The sequence below is a fragment of the Segatella copri genome (assembly GCF_019127135.1).
In the GTDB taxonomy this organism is placed as follows: Bacteria; Bacteroidota; Bacteroidia; order Bacteroidales; family Bacteroidaceae; genus Prevotella.
This window is the reverse complement of the sequence record NZ_JAHOEA010000061.1, coordinates 1-18,589: the sequence shown is the minus strand read 5'-3', so window position 1 is coordinate 18,589 and position 18,589 is coordinate 1. Positions and strand designations below refer to the sequence as shown.

The following is an 18,589-nucleotide window of genomic DNA, read 5'->3' as shown; positions in this document are numbered from 1 at the left end:
ACAGAAATCTATCAAATATAGCCAATATCTGACTTCATTCTGTCTCAGGACACACACTCTGGTCGCAAAGCTGCGCACCTTTTACCTGCAACTGTCCCCATTGCTTTACAGGGTTTGCTGCATACACTTGTGCCATACAAAAGAGGGCACAAATGAGAGTCATTAGTTTTTTCATTTTTTTTAGGGTTTTAAATTAAATATATATTTTTGGGTTTGTTTTTTAGGATAGCTAATACTCCTAGGTAGCAGATTACAAATCTGCCTTAGTCAGCAGTTCTGCAGCAGATTGATATCCGCCACAGAACTGAAAGAGATTGCTTTTTATTAAAACATTTCACCTTTTTCCTGTTCTTCTTCAAAGCGTTCACCCTTCTGGGCTTCCTGCGCCTCATACTGTGCCTGGGCTGCACGCTGCTGAGCCTCACGTGCCTTAGTTTCAGCCGCCAGTCGGGCTTTTTCTGCCCTTATTCGTGCCAGTTCAGCCTCTTCTTCTGCCCGTTTCTGCGCCGCCAAAGCTTCCTCTTCGGCGCGTTTCTTAGCTGCCTCGGCTTCAGCTATCGCCTTCTGTCGCGCACGTTCTGCAGCCTCAGCTGCTGCTTTGGCTTCAGCTTCAGCACGCTCACGAGCCAAACGGAGAAGCATTTCCCTACGCTTAACCAGAAGATCAAACATAATGCCCGCAGCCTCATCCGGCGCAACCTTATCGCCTAACTGAGTTCGAACTTCCTGATATTCTGCCAACATCTTATCCCTGCCAGGTTCTCCCGGAAGAATCTGATAAAGTTCGTTGGCAATACCATCAACCGTAAAGCGGTCGGCAAGCATCTCCGGCACAATCTCCTTATTGGCGATAAGATTCACCAGCGAGATAAACTTCACTTTGATGATATGCTTGAAACCGAAACGGATGAGATGAGGTACAGGCGTTTCATAACATACCACCTGAGGCACATCGAAAAGAGCCGTCTCTAAGGTTGCAGTACCACTGGTAACAAGAGCTGCCGTAGCATGCGACAAGAGTGGATAAGTCTTGTTGCGCACCAGTTTGACAGGTGTACCTTTGATAAACTTCTCATAGTAAGCATCGTCTACCGAAGGAGCACCGGCAAGCACCATCTGATAATCTTCAAAACGCTCAGCCACCTCAATCATCGCAGGCAGATTGTCTTTGATTTCCTGCAGACGGCTTCCTGCCAGCAAAGCGACAACAGGACGATAGGTGTCAAGATTATTCTCCTGACAGAATTCCGTAAAACTCTGATGATATCCCGACCTGAACTCCCCTACTTCCTGAGCCGTAGGATTACCTACATAGTGAATAGGATAACGGTGCTTCTTTTCGAAGAACGGAACCTCGAATGGCAAGATTGAGAAGAGTTCAGCGATATCACGTTTAATGCTGCGGATCCGCCACTCCTTCCATGCCCATATCTTAGGAGAAATATAATAATAGGCAGGGATATTGGTGTTCTTTTTCAAGAACTTAGCTATCTTGAGATTAAATCCCGGATAATCTACCAGTATCACTACATCCGGCTTCCATTTCACAATATCTTCCTTGCATCTCTTCATGTTAGAAAAGATGGTACCCAAATGTAGCAGTACAGGCACAAAGCCCATATAAGCCAACTCCTTAAAATGCTTGACGCGAGTGCCACCTTCAGCAGCCATCAAATCACCGCCGAAGAAACGGAATTCAGCAAACTCGTCTATTTTTTTCAACGAGCGCATCAACCTGCTGGCATGCAAATCTCCACTAGCCTCGCCTACTATCAGGTAATACTTCATAATTCAAAATTCTTTAACCAATCATAATCCGTTACATCAATCTTAGTTGGGGTAATAGCGATGTAACCATGATTCACAGCCCACTGGTCGGTATCCGTTGCCTCCGGTTCGTCATTACGATATTCACCCACCATCCAATAATAATCATATCCATGCGGATGCGTACGATGATCCACCTCATTGATCCAGGAGCCATGAGTCATCCGGCAACCCTTGAAACCCTTGAACGGAGGCAAAGCCGGGAAGTTGACATTCAGACAGGTATATTCTGGCAATCCCTTCTCCAGCACCATCTTAACTATCTTAAGCACCCCATCTCGCAAAGGAGTGAGATCTGCATTCTCATCATAATTGCAACTGCTGAAGGCTATGCTTGGAACATGCTGCATACAGCCCTCTTTAGCTACACCCATAGTTCCCGAATAATGATTGTTCACGCTCGAATTGTCACCATGATTGATACCGCCGATAATCAGATCGGGCTTGCAATCAGCAAGAAACTGATCCAAAGCCAGTTTCACACAGTCTACCGGTGTGCCGCTACATGACCAAACCTCCACATCATCTCCCATATTGTGGCGACGCTTCAAGCGCAAGGGAGTAGTAGCTGAGAAGGCACAGGCGAATCCCGAGCGGGCACTTTCCGGAGCAACAACCAGCAGGTCGCACCAGTCTTTCAGAAAGTTCACCAGGGTCTTGATTCCATTGGCATGATAGCCATCATCATTCGAAATTAATACTAACGGTTTCTTATTTTCCATAAAAATATCTTTCTTTTTGGTGCAAAAGTACGAAAAAACCTTTAAAGATAGCGACTTTCTCACAATATTTTTGTATCTTTGCCGAAAATTTACTAAGAAAATGGGAAAAATCATCGCATTAGCTAACCAAAAAGGCGGTGTAGGAAAGACTACTACCACCATCAACTTGGCAGCATCGCTTGCCACGCTAGAGAAAACTGTACTCGTCGTGGACGCCGACCCACAGGCAAACGCTTCCAGTGGATTGGGCGTGGACATCAGCGAGGTAGACTGTTCGCTCTACGAATGCATCATCGACCATGCAGACGTGCGCGACGCCATCTACACCACCGACATTGATGGACTCGACATCATTCCTAGTCATATCGACCTGGTAGGTGCCGAGATAGAGATGCTGAATCTCAAAAATCGCGAAAAGGTGATTAAGACATTGCTGCAGCCTATACGTGACGAATACGACTATATCCTGATAGATTGTTCGCCTTCGCTCGGCCTCATCACCGTCAATTCGTTGACAGCAGCCGACAGTGTCATCATCCCAGTTCAATGTGAATATTTCGCTCTTGAAGGTATCAGCAAACTGCTCAATACCATCAAGATCATCAAGAGCAAGCTGAATCCGAAACTCGAGATAGAAGGTTTCCTGCTCACCATGTATGATAGTCGTCTACGCCTTGCCAACCAGATATACGACGAGGTGAAACGCCACTTCCAGGAATTGGTGTTCAAGACCGTAATCCAGCGCAACGTGAAGCTGAGCGAGAGTCCGAGCCATGGTCTCCCAGTTATCCTTTACGATGCAGAAAGCAATGGGGCCAAGAACCATCTGGCCTTGGCAAAGGAGATTATCAACAAGAATAGTTAAGATTTGGAAATTGAGCCCTTTCAGAAAGTTCAATGTTCAAAATTAAAAGTTCAAAGTAAAAAAATGGCAGTACACAAGAAATACAACAACGGTACAAAGAGCAACGCTTTAGGACGCGGACTCGATGCCCTCATCTCTACCGAGGGAGTGCGCACCCAAGGCAGCAGTACCATCAATGAAATTCCTCTCGACCAGATTGAGGCGAATCCCAATCAGCCACGCCGGGAGTTTGACGACGAAGCCCTGTATGAGCTCGCCGAAAGCATCAAAGCCATAGGCATCATCCAGCCTATCACTTTAAGACAGGTATCAGAAAACAGATTCCAGATTATCGCCGGTGAACGTCGCTGGCGCGCTTCACAACTTGCGGGACTGACAGCTATCCCTGCATACATCCGCACCATCAGCGATGAGAACGTAATGGAAATGGCGCTCGTAGAGAATATCCAGCGCCAAGACCTCAACGCCATAGAAATAGCACTCGCCTACGAACACCTTCTGGAAAACGAGGGTATGACACAGGAGAAGATTTCAGAACGTGTGGGTAAGAGCCGTGCAGCCATCGCCAACTATCTGCGACTGCTCAAGCTTCCTGCCCAGGTACAGATGGCGCTACAGAAGAAAGAAATCGACATGGGCCATTGCCGCGCCCTACTGGCTCTCGACTCACCTTCGCTGCAAATCAAGTTGTTCAAGGAGATACAGAAGAACGGCTACTCAGTAAGAAAGGTTGAAGAGATGGTACAGCGACTCAAGAGCGGAGAAGATATCGAGAGCGGTAAGAAAACCATCACGGCCAAGGCTCAGATGCCTGAGGAATTTACACAGCTCAAAAACCGACTGTCACAGTTCCTCAATACCAAAGTGCAGTTCACCTGCTCTGCTAAGGGTAAGGGAAAAATCAGTATTCCATTCGCCAACGAAGAGGAGCTGGAGCATATCATGAATGTTTTCGATCAGTTAAAGCAAGAATAAAAAGTGAAACTCAGTATATCACAAATCTGTTTGGCAACCCTGCTGCTCCTGACACCGATGGGCGCACAGGCACAGAAGTCGAAACAAAAAAAACAAGTGACCGATGTGCCAGCCATCGCATCAGCCGACTCGGCAAAAATAGCCATCGACTCGATGCTTACCGCACAAGACAGCAGCAAACTGGCAAGCCTCAACCAACCAGTAAAGCCTGTACGCAAAAAGCGCAACTGGGCTACCTGGCGACCAGACACCAAGCGCGCCATGTGGTTAGCACTGGTATTGCCTGGTGCCGGACAGATATACAATCGCAAATATTGGAAACTGCCTTTCATCTATGGCGGTTTCGTAGGCTGTACATACGCCATCACCTGGAACAACCAGATGTATCACGACTATTCGCAAGCCTACATGGATATTATGGACGATGACCCAAACACCCAAAGCTACAATCAATTTCTGCACTTGGGTGCCCAGATCAACGAATCGAACATAGAACGCTATAAGGAAATCTTCCGCAAGCGAAAAGATAAATATCGCCGTTGGAGAGACTTGGGAACCTTCGTCATGATAGGCATCTATGCCTTTTCTGTGATTGATGCTTACGTAGATGCATCGCTCTCGGAATTTGACATCTCCGATGATCTCTCGCTCAGAATAGAGCCTACCATGCTGAATAACGGCAACAAGACTGCCAATCCGTTGCGGTCTGGAAGCCTCGGCGTAAGTTGCTCACTCACATTTTAATGCGTGAGGAGTCAGAATACACCTATTTATATATATTATAACGCAAAATAGAAATTAGAAACATAGACGAGATAAAACATCAATATGAAGAAAATACTAGTCATGGCAGCAGCGATGCTGTTCAGCTTACAAGGCATTCATGCCCAAACCGACGTTACAGAAGAAACAGATAGCGATGATATCATCACCGTTACCGACAAAGACGGAAAGCAGGAGGAAATCGAAGTACCAGAGGGATTGGAAGATAACCTCGACAGCCTGCTCCACCTTTACAATGCACAGACTTACATGATGGCAGATACAACATGCAAATACCGCGATGTAAACCCTGTCTTCGAGAAGGAAGTGTATATCGACCGTCTGAAGAGAATGCCTACCATCATCGAAATGCCATACAATGAGGTAGTACAGAAATTCATAGACCGTTACAGCGGCAAACTACGCCGTTCGGTAAGTTTTATGTTGGGAGCAAGTAACTTCTACATGCCTATTTTCGAAGAGGCATTAGAGGCTTACAACCTGCCACTGGAACTGAAATATCTGCCAGTTATCGAATCGGCACTTAACCCTAAAGCTGTATCACGCGTTGGTGCCACAGGTTTATGGCAGTTTATGCTGCCTACCGGCAAGCGATATGGACTGGAAGTAAACTCACTCATCGATGAACGCCGCGACCCGGTAAAAGCATCCTATGCAGCCGCTCACTATCTGAGCGACCTGTACAAGATATTCGACGATTGGAGCCTCGTGATTGCAGCTTACAACTGCGGTCCAACCAATGTCAACAAGGCCATCCATCGTGCAAAAGGCAACGCCGACTACTGGAACATCTATCCATATCTGCCAAAGGAAACACGTGGATATGTACCAGCTTTCATCGCTGCCAACTACATCATGAACTACTACTGCGATCATAACATCTGCCCTATGGTAAGCGAACTGCCAGTAAAGACAGACACTATCGTAGTATCAAAAGACATCCACCTGGAGCAGATTTCCAAAGTGCTGAACATCGACATCGAGCACCTCCGCAATCTGAATCCACAATATCGTCATGATATCATCAACGGTTTGAACCATCCGATGGCATTGCGTCTTCCATCTACCCTTATCGGTAGTTTCATCGACCAGCAGGACAGCATCTGTGCTTACAGAGCTGATGAACTCTTCCTGAAGCGCGCTACCGTAGATGTCAACGATGCACAGCATAACTATAGCCGCCCACGAAGCAGCTACAGTCGTCACAGCGCTTCTTCACGCAGCAAGAAGAACAGCAAGAAGAGCAGCAAGCGAGACAGAAACAGGAAAAAAGGCAACAAGAGTGTAACCATCAAGAATGGTGATACCCTTTCTGAAATAGCAGCACGCAACGGAACAACCGTCAAAAAGTTGCGCAAACTGAACGGCATCAAGGGTAACAGTATCCGTGCCGGAAAGAAAATCAAAGTGAAATAAAAGAACTACGTCCGCTGTAGTTTTAGTCTAATTAAGAACATTATTTATTGGAGGGACCCACTATGGATGACCAAAACTTGAAAGATCTCGAAAGAGAGCAGGCTGATAACCAGTTGATTGGCGATGCCTTTCAACACCTGCTTGACACCTACCTGAGTTCACGACACCGCAAGAAGGTAGATATAGTGACCAAGGCATTCAACTTCGCCCGACAGGCGCACAAAGGTGTGCGCCGCCTCTCGGGCGAACCATATATCATGCACCCTATCGCCGTGGCTCAGATAGCCTGCGAGGAGATGGGGCTCGGCTCAACGAGCATCTGTGCCGCACTGCTTCATGATGTGGTAGAAGATACCGACTACACCGTAGAAGATATCTCAAACATCTTTGGAGCCAAGGTGGCACAAATCGTTGATGGACTCACCAAAATCAGTGGTGGAATCTTCGGCGATAAGGCATCAGCACAGGCAGAAAACTTCAAAAAACTGTTGCTCACTATGAGCGATGACATCCGTGTTATCCTTATCAAGATTTGCGACCGCCTGCACAACATGCGCACGCTGGAATCGCAACCGGCCAACAAACAATACAAGATTGCGGGCGAAACCTTGTATATTTATGCACCTCTCGCCAACCGATTGGGCTTGAACAAAATCAAGACCGAACTCGAAGACCTCAGCTTCCGCTACGACCATCCACAGGAGTATGCCAATATTGAGCATAAGCTTGTCGATACAGAATCGCAGCGCGATACACTTTTCGAGAGTTTTACTGCACCTATCCGCGAAGAACTCGACAAGTTAGGTGTAGAATACAAGATTAAAGCACGTGTGAAGAGCCCTTATTCTATTTGGAATAAGATGCAAAATAAGCACGTTACCTTCGATGAGATTTACGACATTCTTGCTGTGCGCATTATCTTTACGCCAAAGGTAAGAGCAAATGAAGTAAACGAATGTTTCAATATCTACGTAGCCATCAGCAAAATCTACAAGAGCCATCCTGACCGTCTGCGCGACTGGTTGAACCATCCGAAAGCAAATGGTTATCAGGCACTCCACGTTACCCTGATGAGTAAGCAGGGAAGATGGATAGAAGTGCAGATCCGTTCCGACCGTATGGACGAGGTAGCAGAAAAGGGATTTGCTGCCCACTGGAAATACAAAGAAGGAAACGAAGGTGAATATACAGAAGATGAGAACGAACTGAACGACTGGCTCAGCACCATCAAGGAGATTCTGGACGATCCGCAACCGGATGCCATGGACTTCCTCGATGCCATCAAGCTGAACCTCTATGCTTCAGAAATCTTCGTCTTCACTCCAAAGGGAGAAATCAAAACGATGCCGGCAGGCTGTACTGCCCTCGACTTCGCCTTCCAGATTCATACCTTCCTGGGCAGCCACTGCATTGGAGCCAAGGTAAACCATAAGCTGGTTCCGCTGAGCCATAAGCTGCAAAGTGGCGACCAGGTTGAGATTCTTACTTCCAAAAGCCAGCATGTACAGGAAGAATGGGTCAACTTCGTCAGTTCGGCCAAGGCAAAGAGCAAGATTCTTGCCATCCTGCGCCGCGATTCACGAGAGGTTCAGAAGAAAGGAGAAAACATACTCACCGAATGGCTCAAGAAGAACAGCATCGAGATGAGTGCATCGGTGGTAGACCGCCTATGCGATTTTCATAATATCCAGAAGCCTGAAACCCTCTTCCAGTCATTGGGAGACCATCAGATTATCCTAGGCGATAAAGATTTCGATGAGTTGCAGGGCAAGCCTAAAAAACAGCAGACCAGCAGCTGGCGCAATTATATCCCATTCCTGGGCAAGAGTAAGGAGAAGGCTCCAGAAAAAGGCATCGTGAAACCTCAGGATCTTTTCGTGGTAGGTAAGGACTTCAACAAGAAGAAGCCACTCATCCTAACCGAGGAGAACATCAACCAGTTTATCTTCCCTAGCTGCTGCCATGCGATTCCTGGCGATGACGTTATGGGCTTTATCGACAACAAGAACCGCATCGAAATACATAAGCGCTCTTGCAGCATAGCAGCCAAACTGAAGTCCAGTTTCGGCAACCGTATCGTAGATGCCAAATGGGATATGCACAAGCAGATACTCTTCGATGCTACCATCGAAATCAAGGGTATCGACCGCAAGGGCATGCTGCTGGATGTTAGTAAGGTGATTAGTGACCAGTTAGGCATCAATATCCACAAGATAACAATCAGTAGTGATAACGGCATCTTCGACGGTACCATCGAACTCCGTGTTCACGACCGCGAAGAAGTTAAGACCATTATGAACCAACTCCGAAATATTGATAATCTGCAGGAAGTACAGAGAATCCTATAAGTTAGGAGTTTATGATAATAAAGAAAAGATAAATAATAGAGAATCGTCGGATTTAAAATCTGGCGATTCTCTATGAAATCATACAGATTTCAACATCTTTATAGAAATCGATTCAAAACAACAAACTTAAAAACAATATGAAAAAATTATTCTTATCATTTTTAATGATGTTGACCCTGTTGCCTCTGGCAGCAGCCAACAAGTATGACAACCCCGACACGATTGTAGTATCACGTGATGGTACCGGCGAATTCCGCACCATCGACGAAGCCATCGAAGTATGTCGCGCTTTCATGGATTACAGCAAGGTAATCTACGTTAAGAAAGGCGTATACAAGGAGAAACTCATCCTCCCTTCATGGCTCACCAACATCACCATCTGTGGTGAAGACCGTGATAACACCATCATCACATGGGACGATCATGCCAACATCAAGATGCCTGTAGGTGGACTCGATTCAGAAGCTGCAGTAAAGGGCAAACCGATGGGCACATTCCGCACTTATACCCTGAAGGTACAGGGCAGTTACATCACCCTGAAAAACATCACCATCGAGAACAATGCAGCCAAACTGGGTCAGGCTGTCTCCCTGCATCTTGAAGGCGATCATATCCTGGTTCAGAACTGCCGTCTGCTGGGCAATCAGGATACCGTTTATACAGGTATAGCCCACAACCGTTCAGCCTTCTACGATTGCTACATCGAAGGAACCACCGATTTCATCTTTGGTCCGGGAAGAGCATGGTTTGAGAATTGTGAGATTCGCAGCAAGGCCAACAGCTACATTACAGCTGCCTCCAGCCCAGCCGGTCAGGAATATGGCTATGTATTCAACAAGTGCAAACTTACCGCCGAGCCAGGCGTAGACAAGGTTTATCTGGGCCGTCCATGGCGTCCTTATGCAGCTACCCTCTTCATGAATTGCGAAATGGGCAGCCACATCCGTCCAGAAGGATGGCACAACTGGGGCAAGCAGAGCAACGAACAGACAGCCCGCTACAGCGAATATAACAACCATGGTGCAGGTGCAGCAACCAAGGGCCGCGTAGCCTGGAGCCGCCAGCTCACCAAGAAAGAAGCTGCTAAAGTTACCATCAAGAATGTCTTCGGCGAAGAAGCGTGGTAACCCTAGCTAATCATAAAGTTCAAAGTTCAATATTCAAAGTTCAAAGTACTACACCAGTCCATCGAGCTGCTTTTTGAGTTCTTTGAGCTGGTCTCTTACAGAAATAAGGGTGTCGAGAACTTCAGAAGATTTCTCGGCACCCGTTCTGTTTTGGTTCAGATACTTACGGGCAGCCGCAATCTTCAATCCCTTCACCTTGATAAGGTTGTAGATGAGCCTTACCTGCTCAATATCCTTATCGGTATACTGGCGCACTTTATTGCCAGCAACCTTCGGTTTGAGAAAAGGAAACTCCTTTTCCCAATATCTCAACGTAGAGTCGTTTAGACCAAACATTTCACCTACTTCCTTGATAGAATAGTACAATTTCGTTGTTTTATCTGGAATTATTGCCATTTTTTCCGTCTTTAATTTCAAAAATAATTAATTTAGTTGCAAAATTAAACAATTCTTCTTATCTTTGCAAAGATTTTCGGAAGAAAATGCCCTAAAGGGCAAAAATATTTTCTGAGAGGACTCTCAATCCCCTCTTCAAAACAGGAAAAAGAAATTAAAGATAAATATAAAAAAGATATGATGACAGCTAATGAAGTGCGCGAATCCTTCAAGAAATTCTTCGAAGGTAAAGGCCACAAGATTGTTCCATCAGCACCTATGGTTATCAAGGATGACCCAACGCTGATGTTTACAAACGCTGGTATGAACCAGTGGAAAGACATCATCCTCGGTACAAAAGACCCAGGCAAGGATGTTCGTCGTGTTGATACTCAGAAATGTCTCCGTGTAAGCGGTAAGCACAACGACCTCGAAGAGGTGGGTCACGATACTTACCACCACACCATGTTCGAGATGCTCGGTAACTGGAGCTTCGGCGACTACTTTAAGGAAGGCGCCATCGATATGGCTTGGGAATACCTGACCGGAGTGTTGAAACTCAACCCTGCCGACCTCTACGTTACCGTATTCGAGGGTAGCAAGGAGGAAGGTCTGGAACGCGACAACGAGGCTGCAGGTTACTGGGCTAAGCACGTGCCAGCCGACCACATCATCAACGGTAACAAGCACGACAACTTCTGGGAGATGGGCGATACAGGTCCTTGCGGTCCTTGCTCAGAGATTCACGTGGATTCTCGTACTCCAGAGGAGAAGGCTCAGGTGCCAGGCCGTGAGTTGGTAAACAAGGATAACCCTCAGGTCATCGAAATCTGGAACATCGTGTTCATGCAGTACAACCGCAAGGCTGACGGTTCTCTCGAACCTCTCCCAATGCACGTTATCGATACAGGTATGGGCTTCGAGCGCTTGGTTCGCATGTTGCAGGACAAGCACTCTAACTATGATACTGATATCTTCCAGCCAATCATCAAGGAAATCGAGGCTATCTCTGGCAAGAAGTATGGCTTCACTACTCCTACTGGTGAGAATGGCGAGGGCAAGGATGAGCAGGAGAAGATTGATATCGCTATGCGTGTCTGCGCCGACCACCTCCGTGCCGTAGCCTTCTCTATCGCCGATGGTCAGTTGCCAAGCAACGCCAAGGCAGGTTACGTAATCCGACGCATTTTGCGCCGTGCCGTACGTTACGCTTACACATTCCTCGGTCAGAAGCAGGCATTCATGTACAAGCTCGTCAATGTATTGGTAGAGCAGATGGGTGCAGCCTTCCCAGAGTTGCCAGCTCAGCAGGACCTCATCACCCGCGTGATGAAAGAGGAAGAGGATTCATTCCTCCGCACCTTGGAGAAGGGTATCAACCTCCTCAATGGCGATATGGACGAGCTCAAGGCTCATGGCGAGACTCAGCTTGATGGCGTAAGCGCATTCCGCCTCTTCGATACATACGGTTTCCCTCTCGACCTGACAGAGCTCATCTGCCGTGAGAATGGTTACACCGTAGATGCTGCAGGCTTCGACGAGGAGATGAAGAAGCAGAAGGAACGTGCCCGCAATGCTGCTGCTGTAGAGAACGGCGACTGGGAAGTCTTGAAGGAAGGCGACCAGAACTTCGTGGGTTACGACTATACAGAATATGAGTGCCACATCCTGCGCTACCGCAAGGTGACTCAGAAGAAGAACTCTTTCTATGAGTTGGTACTCGACAACACTCCATTCTATGGTGAGATGGGTGGACAGGTTGGCGACAAGGGTGTACTCGTTAGCGAGGATGAGACCATCCAGGTTATCGACACCAAGCGCGAGAACAACCAGAGCATCCACATCGTAAAGGAGTTGCCAAAGGATGTAAACGCAGATTTCATGGCTTGCGTAGATATCGAGAACCGCGAGGGAAGTGCAGCCAACCATACAGCTACCCACTTGCTCGACTACTGCCTGAAGCAAGTTTTGGGCGACCACGTAGAGCAGAAGGGTTCTTATGTAGATAAGGACACCTTGCGTTTCGACTTCTCTCACTTCCAGAAGGTAACTGATGAGGAGCTCCGCAAGGTAGAGCACATGGTAAACGAGATGATCCGTGCCGACTATCCATTGGATGAGCACCGCGATACTCCTATCGAGGAGGCTAAGGAACTTGGCGCTATCGCCCTCTTCGGCGAGAAGTATGGCGACAAGGTTCGTGTAGTTCGCTTCGGTCCATCTGCCGAGTTCTGTGGTGGTATTCACGCCAAGAGCACTGGTAAGATTGGTTTCTTCAAGATTATCTCTGAGAGCAGCGTAGCTGCCGGCATCCGTCGTATCGAGGCTTTGACTGGCAAGGCTTGCGAGGAGGCTATCTACGGCTTGCAGGATACCATCGTAGCCTTGAAGGGCTTGTTCAACAATGCCAAGGATCTCGAAGGTGTCATCAGAAAGTACATCGACGAGCACGATGCCTTGAAGAAGGATGTTGAGAAGTTCCAGGCTCAGGCTGTAGAGCGTGCCAAGGATAAGCTTGTAGAGAATGCAAAAGAAATCAATGGTGTGAAGGTTGTTACAGCCGTATTACCAATGGAGCCAGCAGCTGCCAAAGATTTGGTATTCAAGGTTCGCGAGGCTTTGCCAGAGAACATGATTTGCGTGGTAGGTTCTGTTTATAACGACAAGCCTATGCTCAGCGTGATGTTCAGCGATGATATGGTAAAGGATCACGGTTTGAACGCTGGTAAGATGATTCGCGAAGCTGCCAAGTTGATTCAGGGCGGCGGTGGCGGCCAGCCTCACTATGCTCAGGCTGGCGGTAAGAACAAGGACGGCTTGAGCGCTGCAGTAGATAAGGTTGTAGAGTTGGCTCAGCTGTAATAAGCTTCCACATTTGAATATATGATAGAGTTATCTTAACTCTTATATATAATAAGGTATAAAGGGTTGCAATCCATCTTTTCGAGGATTGCAACCCTTTTTCTATTGACATTAGAGGAGTCTCCAAGTCATAATTATCAATTTATGATAATCATCAAATGATAAAATTCCTTATTTTATTATCATTTTATGATAATCACTTTATGATAATCGGAATAAAAGTTGTATCTTTGCAGAAGATAAGCTGCACTCGGCAATTTGTAAGCAAGCTTACATTGCGCTCGTTTGCATTATCTTTGCAGCCGTAAAATATATAATAAGGTATAAATATGGTAATGAAGAATCCTTTTGTAACAAATGGTTACGCCGGTCCGGAATACTTCTGCGACCGTATAGAAGAAACCCAGCATATCACAGAGATGCTGACCAATGAGAATAACATGGCTCTGATTTCCCCTCGACGCATCGGAAAGACAGAGCTGATTCACCATTGCTTTGCCCAGCCAGTCATCCAAAAAGATTATTATACTTTTATCATAGACATCTATTCAACCAATTCCGTCAGCGATCTGGTCAATATGTTCGGCAAAGCCATTATTGATGAACTTCGCCCTAAAGGCAGAAGCGCTTGGGAGAAATTCCTGATAGCACTCTCTTCTCTCCGTTCAGAAATCTCTTTCGATATCAACGGGGCTCCAGTTTGGGGAATAGGCATCGGCAACATAGTAAATCCCGAAATTACGCTTGATGAGATATTCTCTTATCTCAACCAAGCCGACAAGCCATGTCTTGTTGCCATCGACGAGTTTCAGCAAATCACCAACTATGCCGACAACCGCATAGAAGCTTTACTCCGTACCTACATTCAGCATTGCACCAATGCCCACTTCATCTTCTCGGGTTCTCACCGCCATCTGATGGCAGAAATGTTCACATCTCCTGCCCGCCCATTCTATCAGAGCGTGACGCTGATGAACCTGAAGCCTCTGGATGTGGAGAAATACAAGGAGTTTGCCACAGCCAAGTTCGAGGAGCGCAACAAGCATCTAGATACTGCCATTATCGGAGAACTCTTCGCCCGTTTCGGTGGTGTCACTTCATACATCCAGCGAGTAATGAATGTTCTCTTCCTCAAGACTCCCGAACAGGGTACCTGCACTCTGGATATGGTAGATGATGCCATCAACTACAATCTCAACATGGCATCAGACACCTACGAGACCCTTCTGCGCCAGATGCCGGAAAAGCAGCGCAATGTCTTCATCGCCATCTCTGCAGAGGGCGAAGCCAGAAGCGTAAAGAGCGGAGCCTTCGCAAAGAAATATCATCTCCCGTCGCCAAGCTCTGTAAATTCCGCCCTGAAGGGATTGCTGGAGAAGGATTTCATCACCCAGCAGGATGATGCCTACGTGGTATATGACAAGTTCTTCGATTTGTGGCTGAAGAAGTATCTGAAATAGTATAAGGTGATTTCAATATTTTTGTTACCTTTGCACCCAAAATTAAATATATATATTCAATATGGCTATTATAAAGACAGTAGAGGGAAAGACTCCTCAATGGGGAAAGAATTGTTTTATCGCTGAGAATGCCGTACTGACCGGCGACTGTATTCTTGGTGATGACTGCAGCATCTGGTATAGTGCGGTATTGCGCTCTGACGTGGATGCCATCAGATGTGGAAACAGAGTGAATGTACAGGATTGTGCATGCATCCATCAAACCGGTACGATGCCTTGCATCCTGGAGGATGATGTATCTGTGGGACATGGTGCCATCGTTCATGGAGCTACCGTTAGAAAAGGCGCACTCATCGGAATGAATGCCACCGTGCTTGACAAGGCTGATATCGGTGAAGGAGCTATCATTGCAGCAGGTGCTGTAGTTACCCATGGCACCAAGGTTCCTGCACATGAGATTTGGGCGGGAATTCCTGCCAAGAAGGTGAAAGCTTGCGCTCCCGGCCAAGCCGAAGAATTTGCCAAGCATTATTCCGGCTACATCAAAGACTGGTATCTTAAGGATGAACAGATTCATAATATATAAAAAATAATCTTTACTAATAAAAAATATAGTATAAACTTTATATTAATAATATACAATGATACAGAATAAAATGCATCAATTCATCAAAGGTTGTTCTAAGTTTAAGCCAAAGAATAAAATACTGTATATAAGTATCATATACGCAAGTATACTCTTTACTGGCTGCCAAACAGTACAAACTATTGTCAGCCATCCTGATTACGATATGTTTGATTTACTTAGAGGACATAATACATATAATCAGGCCCAACAATTTCCTTCAAAAGGTTACAAAATACGTGGTATAAGATACCATGATGTGGTGGTAAAGAAATTCCCAGATAACGATTCGTTGTTTTATTTAAAATACAATCCGAAATACGAAGAGCGCAATTTCTATTTTACTGTAATTGATAAAAATACAGTAGATACACTTTTATCCTATGCATTGGATAAGAAAAAAGTTTCAGGAGTCTATCGTAGAGAGGAATATGTAGATAAAGCTTTGGTGCAACTTGGTATTAAAAATTACCAATCAAACGAAGGACTTTGGACATATTTCGCACCAAAATATAAAATGGTAAAAGGTAACCTACCAACAGATATTGTGAAAAGTGGTTTCCATCGTGAATATGAAGTTTTCAACTACAAGGCTGCACAAAAGGCATACTACTTGCAACGCCATCCAGAGCAGAAGAGATCTGCGTTTGAAATTCTTGGAGCTCTTTATATTATCAATCATTTATCCAAAAATGGAAGAAAAGATAATGGAATATACTACAATGGTTTACATTTTAGTAATCAAGCAGACGTAGAAAATTACAAGAACGCTAATGGTTTGAAATAAAAAGCTTTGCCATGAATGTAATCGCAAAAAGGGTTACAATCCATATTTCCGAGGAATGCAACCCTTTTTCTTTTGTTTTTTATCCTATTATTTGTGGTAAGAAACCGAGTTTTATTATCTCAGTATCTATTCTTTCAACTTTTTACATAGAAAAACTCAGGCTGCTTGGGTTCAGCATAGGCCTTCTCGAATTTCCAGCTGACAGCCTTGTACAACAAGCCTCCGAAGTGGCGGGCATGCTCAGGACAAACCACGATGCATCGTCCACAAGAGATACATTTCTTTTCATCGGTCTTGTAAGGCTTATCCATGTCGATGGCATCTGCAGGGCACATCTTTACGCAAGCATGACAGGATGTACATTTCTCCTTACTTCCTTCGGGATGCAAGGGAATTGGTTTAGTATCACGATAAGGACGATTGCCATTCACCATCAGTCGACTGACGGCAAACATCTTTGAAATCCGGGATAGAATGTCACAGCTCTTTGCAGCAAAGCTATGGAGTTTTTCTATATCTTCCGCATCAGGTCTCCCTTCTGCTACTCTTGGAAATATAGAGTGCTGGGCTACGACGGCTGCAGCAGATACCAGCTTGAAGCCGTGTGCTTCCACTATATCCTTCATTTCTATAAGCGTGTCATCGTATGCCCTGTTGCCATAAACACACACAATAATGACTGGGGTATTGTTCCCAAGAAAGCGCTTCAAAGATTGAGCTGCCATTTCCGGAACTCTACCGGCATAAGATGGCACACCCACAATCAGCAGGTCACCATCACTACCGAGCGAAATATCATCCTTCAGTACTTCTGAAGTGATGTCATACTCCTTAACAGGTTTCTCAAACTGGGATGCAATCTCGCGAACGATGCGCTTTGTTGAAAAAGTGGCACTATAATAGGCCAAATGGATGTTCTTAATATTCATAATGTCATTGTTTATTGAATGCAAAGATACTATTTTTATGCAAAACATACGCATGATTTCAATATTTTTGTTGCCTTGGTGATAATATCATTGAAACGAAACCATCTATAAGTTATAAAAACTAAAAATAGATAAGTTTTATCACTTATAAGTGAAACTTTTCGTATATTTGCAGAAAATTTCATTTATAAGTGATAAAAATATGGCAACTATTATTCGTCAATCATATATCGACAAGATAGAAAGGTATCTTGGTAAGGAGACTATCATCGTATTAGTAGGTCAACGTCGTGTAGGTAAAAGCTGCATGATGAAAATGATTCGTGACCGCAAGAAGGCAGATGACTGCAACAATATCATCTTTATAGATAAGGAGAAAAGAGAGTTTGACTGCATTCAGACCTATCAGGATCTCAACGACTATATCAGAGAGCACTTTCAGTCCGATAAACATAACTATATCCTTATCGATGAGATACAAGACATCAAGGAATTTGAACGATCCATCCGAAGTTATCGCACAGAACCCAACACCGACATTATCATCACAGGTAGCAATGCCCGCATGCTGAGCAATGAACTGAGCACACTCATCGGTGGCAGATATAAGGAAATCTATATCCAATCGCTGAGCTATAACGAGTTTCTGGAATTTCATCAACTATCAGATAATGACGAAGTACTTGCTCTGTACATTCAGTATGGTGGCCTGCCTGGTCTGGCAAAGATAGGTCTTGAAGAGGATGATGCACGTGAATACCAGATGGATATTTACCATACTGTTTTGCTTAAGGATGTCATCATGCGCAACCAGATAAGAAACGTGCCATTCTTAGAGAACCTGGTGCGTTTCCTTGCTGATAATACAGGTAAACTCATCTCAGCCAACAGCATCTCCAAATATATGAAATCTCAAGGAGAATCCATTGCTTCGGCAGCTATCACCAATTACATATCCTTCCTTTGTGAAGCCTATATTCTGCACAAGGTGAACCGCTATGACATCCACGGCAAACGTATCTTTGAAACCAACGATAAGTTTTATTTTGAAGACAACGGCATTAGAAATGCCATTGCCGGGGGAACACGTGAAGGAGACATTGAGAAAGTGATAGAGAATATCATCTATCAGAACCTCATACGCTTGGGCTATCAAGTTTATGTAGGACAACTGCAAGCTGGAGAAATCGACTTTGTTTGTACCAAGCCAGGCGGCGAACGCATCTACGTGCAAGCTTCCTATATCATAGCCGACGATGCAACCAGAGAACGGGAGTTTGGCAATCTCCGTGCCATCAAGGACAACTATCCGAAGTACGTTATCTCCATGACCCCTCTGCTCACCAAAAATGATAATGACGGAATCACACACCTGCATCTTCGCAAGTTCCTGACTGAAGGAATATAAATAACAGGAATTTCTCAGATTGGGCGAGAGTGTAAACTAAACTGTGTCAAGCTACAATAAAAGTAGTTTAACACAGTTTT

Annotated in this window: 15 protein-coding genes and 1 pseudogene; 11 read left to right on the top strand and 5 right to left on the bottom strand. The window is 45.4% G+C overall.

The window, feature by feature from the left end; genetic code table 11:
• Positions 1-34: 34 nt before the first annotated feature.
• From KSW37_RS13055 to surE, 3 genes and pseudogenes are all read right to left on the bottom strand, one after another.
• On the bottom strand, positions 35-175 hold the full coding sequence (locus KSW37_RS13055; protein WP_217314804.1) for a hypothetical protein: 141 nt from the start codon (positions 173-175) through the stop codon (positions 35-37).
• A 473-nt stretch (positions 176-648) separates the two neighbouring features.
• Positions 649-1,788 (bottom strand): annotated as a pseudogene (gene lpxB / locus KSW37_RS13050) (lipid-A-disaccharide synthase); the annotation flags it as partial.
• Entirely contained in the window at positions 1,785-2,549 is a 765-nt protein-coding gene (gene surE, locus KSW37_RS13045) for a 5'/3'-nucleotidase SurE (RefSeq protein WP_217314802.1), read from the bottom strand. The pseudogene lpxB and the gene surE, both read right to left, overlap by 4 nt.
• Positions 2,550-2,649: 100 nt before the next feature.
• Between surE and KSW37_RS13040 the strand changes: the two genes are divergently transcribed.
• The 6 genes from KSW37_RS13040 (at position 2,650) to KSW37_RS13015 (ending at position 10,063) form a co-directional block, all read left to right on the top strand.
• Positions 2,650-3,414 carry a ParA family protein gene (locus KSW37_RS13040; RefSeq protein ID WP_117586026.1) on the top strand — a complete coding sequence of 255 codons (765 nt, stop codon included), beginning with the start codon at positions 2,650-2,652 and terminating at the stop codon, positions 3,412-3,414.
• A gap of 63 nt (positions 3,415-3,477) precedes the next feature.
• Positions 3,478-4,389: a ParB/RepB/Spo0J family partition protein gene (locus KSW37_RS13035; RefSeq protein ID WP_217314801.1), complete on the top strand. Its 912-nt coding sequence runs from the start codon at positions 3,478-3,480 to the stop codon at positions 4,387-4,389.
• A gap of 57 nt (positions 4,390-4,446) precedes the next feature.
• On the top strand, positions 4,447-5,133 hold the full coding sequence (locus KSW37_RS13030; protein WP_217314805.1) for a DUF5683 domain-containing protein: 687 nt from the start codon (positions 4,447-4,449) through the stop codon (positions 5,131-5,133).
• An 84-nt stretch (positions 5,134-5,217) separates the two neighbouring features.
• A complete protein-coding gene (locus KSW37_RS13025; RefSeq protein WP_217314800.1) occupies positions 5,218-6,588 on the top strand; it encodes a lytic transglycosylase domain-containing protein in 1,371 nt (456 codons plus the stop codon).
• A 62-nt stretch (positions 6,589-6,650) separates the two neighbouring features.
• Complete coding sequence (locus KSW37_RS13020; RefSeq protein ID WP_217314799.1) at positions 6,651-8,936, top strand: RelA/SpoT family protein; 2,286 nt, start codon at positions 6,651-6,653, stop codon at positions 8,934-8,936.
• 137 nt (positions 8,937-9,073) lie between these two features.
• Positions 9,074-10,063 (top strand): pectinesterase family protein, encoded by a 990-nt coding sequence (locus tag KSW37_RS13015; RefSeq protein WP_217314798.1) that lies wholly within the window; start codon positions 9,074-9,076, stop codon positions 10,061-10,063.
• A gap of 48 nt (positions 10,064-10,111) precedes the next feature.
• On the opposite strand, the gene KSW37_RS13010 is transcribed toward KSW37_RS13015, so the two are convergent.
• Complete coding sequence (locus KSW37_RS13010; protein ID WP_022121419.1) at positions 10,112-10,459, bottom strand: MerR family transcriptional regulator; 348 nt, start codon at positions 10,457-10,459, stop codon at positions 10,112-10,114.
• Between the two features lie 177 nt (positions 10,460-10,636).
• Here KSW37_RS13010 and alaS point away from each other — a divergent pair, with 177 nt between their 5' ends.
• The 4 genes from alaS to KSW37_RS12990 all read left to right on the top strand — a co-directional run bounded on the left by alaS (position 10,637) and on the right by KSW37_RS12990 (position 16,172).
• On the top strand, positions 10,637-13,300 hold the full coding sequence (alaS, locus tag KSW37_RS13005) for an alanine--tRNA ligase (RefSeq protein ID WP_217314797.1): 2,664 nt from the start codon (positions 10,637-10,639) through the stop codon (positions 13,298-13,300).
• A 335-nt stretch (positions 13,301-13,635) separates the two neighbouring features.
• On the top strand, positions 13,636-14,760 hold the full coding sequence (locus KSW37_RS13000; RefSeq protein ID WP_217314796.1) for an AAA family ATPase: 1,125 nt from the start codon (positions 13,636-13,638) through the stop codon (positions 14,758-14,760).
• A 61-nt stretch (positions 14,761-14,821) separates the two neighbouring features.
• A complete protein-coding gene (locus tag KSW37_RS12995; protein WP_022121417.1) occupies positions 14,822-15,346 on the top strand; it encodes a gamma carbonic anhydrase family protein in 525 nt (174 codons plus the stop codon).
• A gap of 55 nt (positions 15,347-15,401) precedes the next feature.
• Positions 15,402-16,172 (top strand): hypothetical protein, encoded by a 771-nt coding sequence (locus KSW37_RS12990; RefSeq protein ID WP_022121416.1) that lies wholly within the window; start codon positions 15,402-15,404, stop codon positions 16,170-16,172.
• Positions 16,173-16,306: 134 nt separating this feature from the next.
• Here KSW37_RS12990 and KSW37_RS12985 read toward each other — a convergent pair whose 3' ends face one another.
• Positions 16,307-17,101, bottom strand: a complete 795-nt coding sequence (locus KSW37_RS12985; RefSeq protein ID WP_217314795.1) for an EFR1 family ferrodoxin — start codon at positions 17,099-17,101, stop codon at positions 16,307-16,309.
• A 202-nt stretch (positions 17,102-17,303) separates the two neighbouring features.
• Here KSW37_RS12985 and KSW37_RS12980 point away from each other — a divergent pair, with 202 nt between their 5' ends.
• Positions 17,304-18,509 carry an ATP-binding protein gene (locus KSW37_RS12980; RefSeq protein ID WP_217314794.1) on the top strand — a complete coding sequence of 402 codons (1,206 nt, stop codon included), beginning with the start codon at positions 17,304-17,306 and terminating at the stop codon, positions 18,507-18,509.
• Positions 18,510-18,589: the final 80 nt, after the last annotated feature.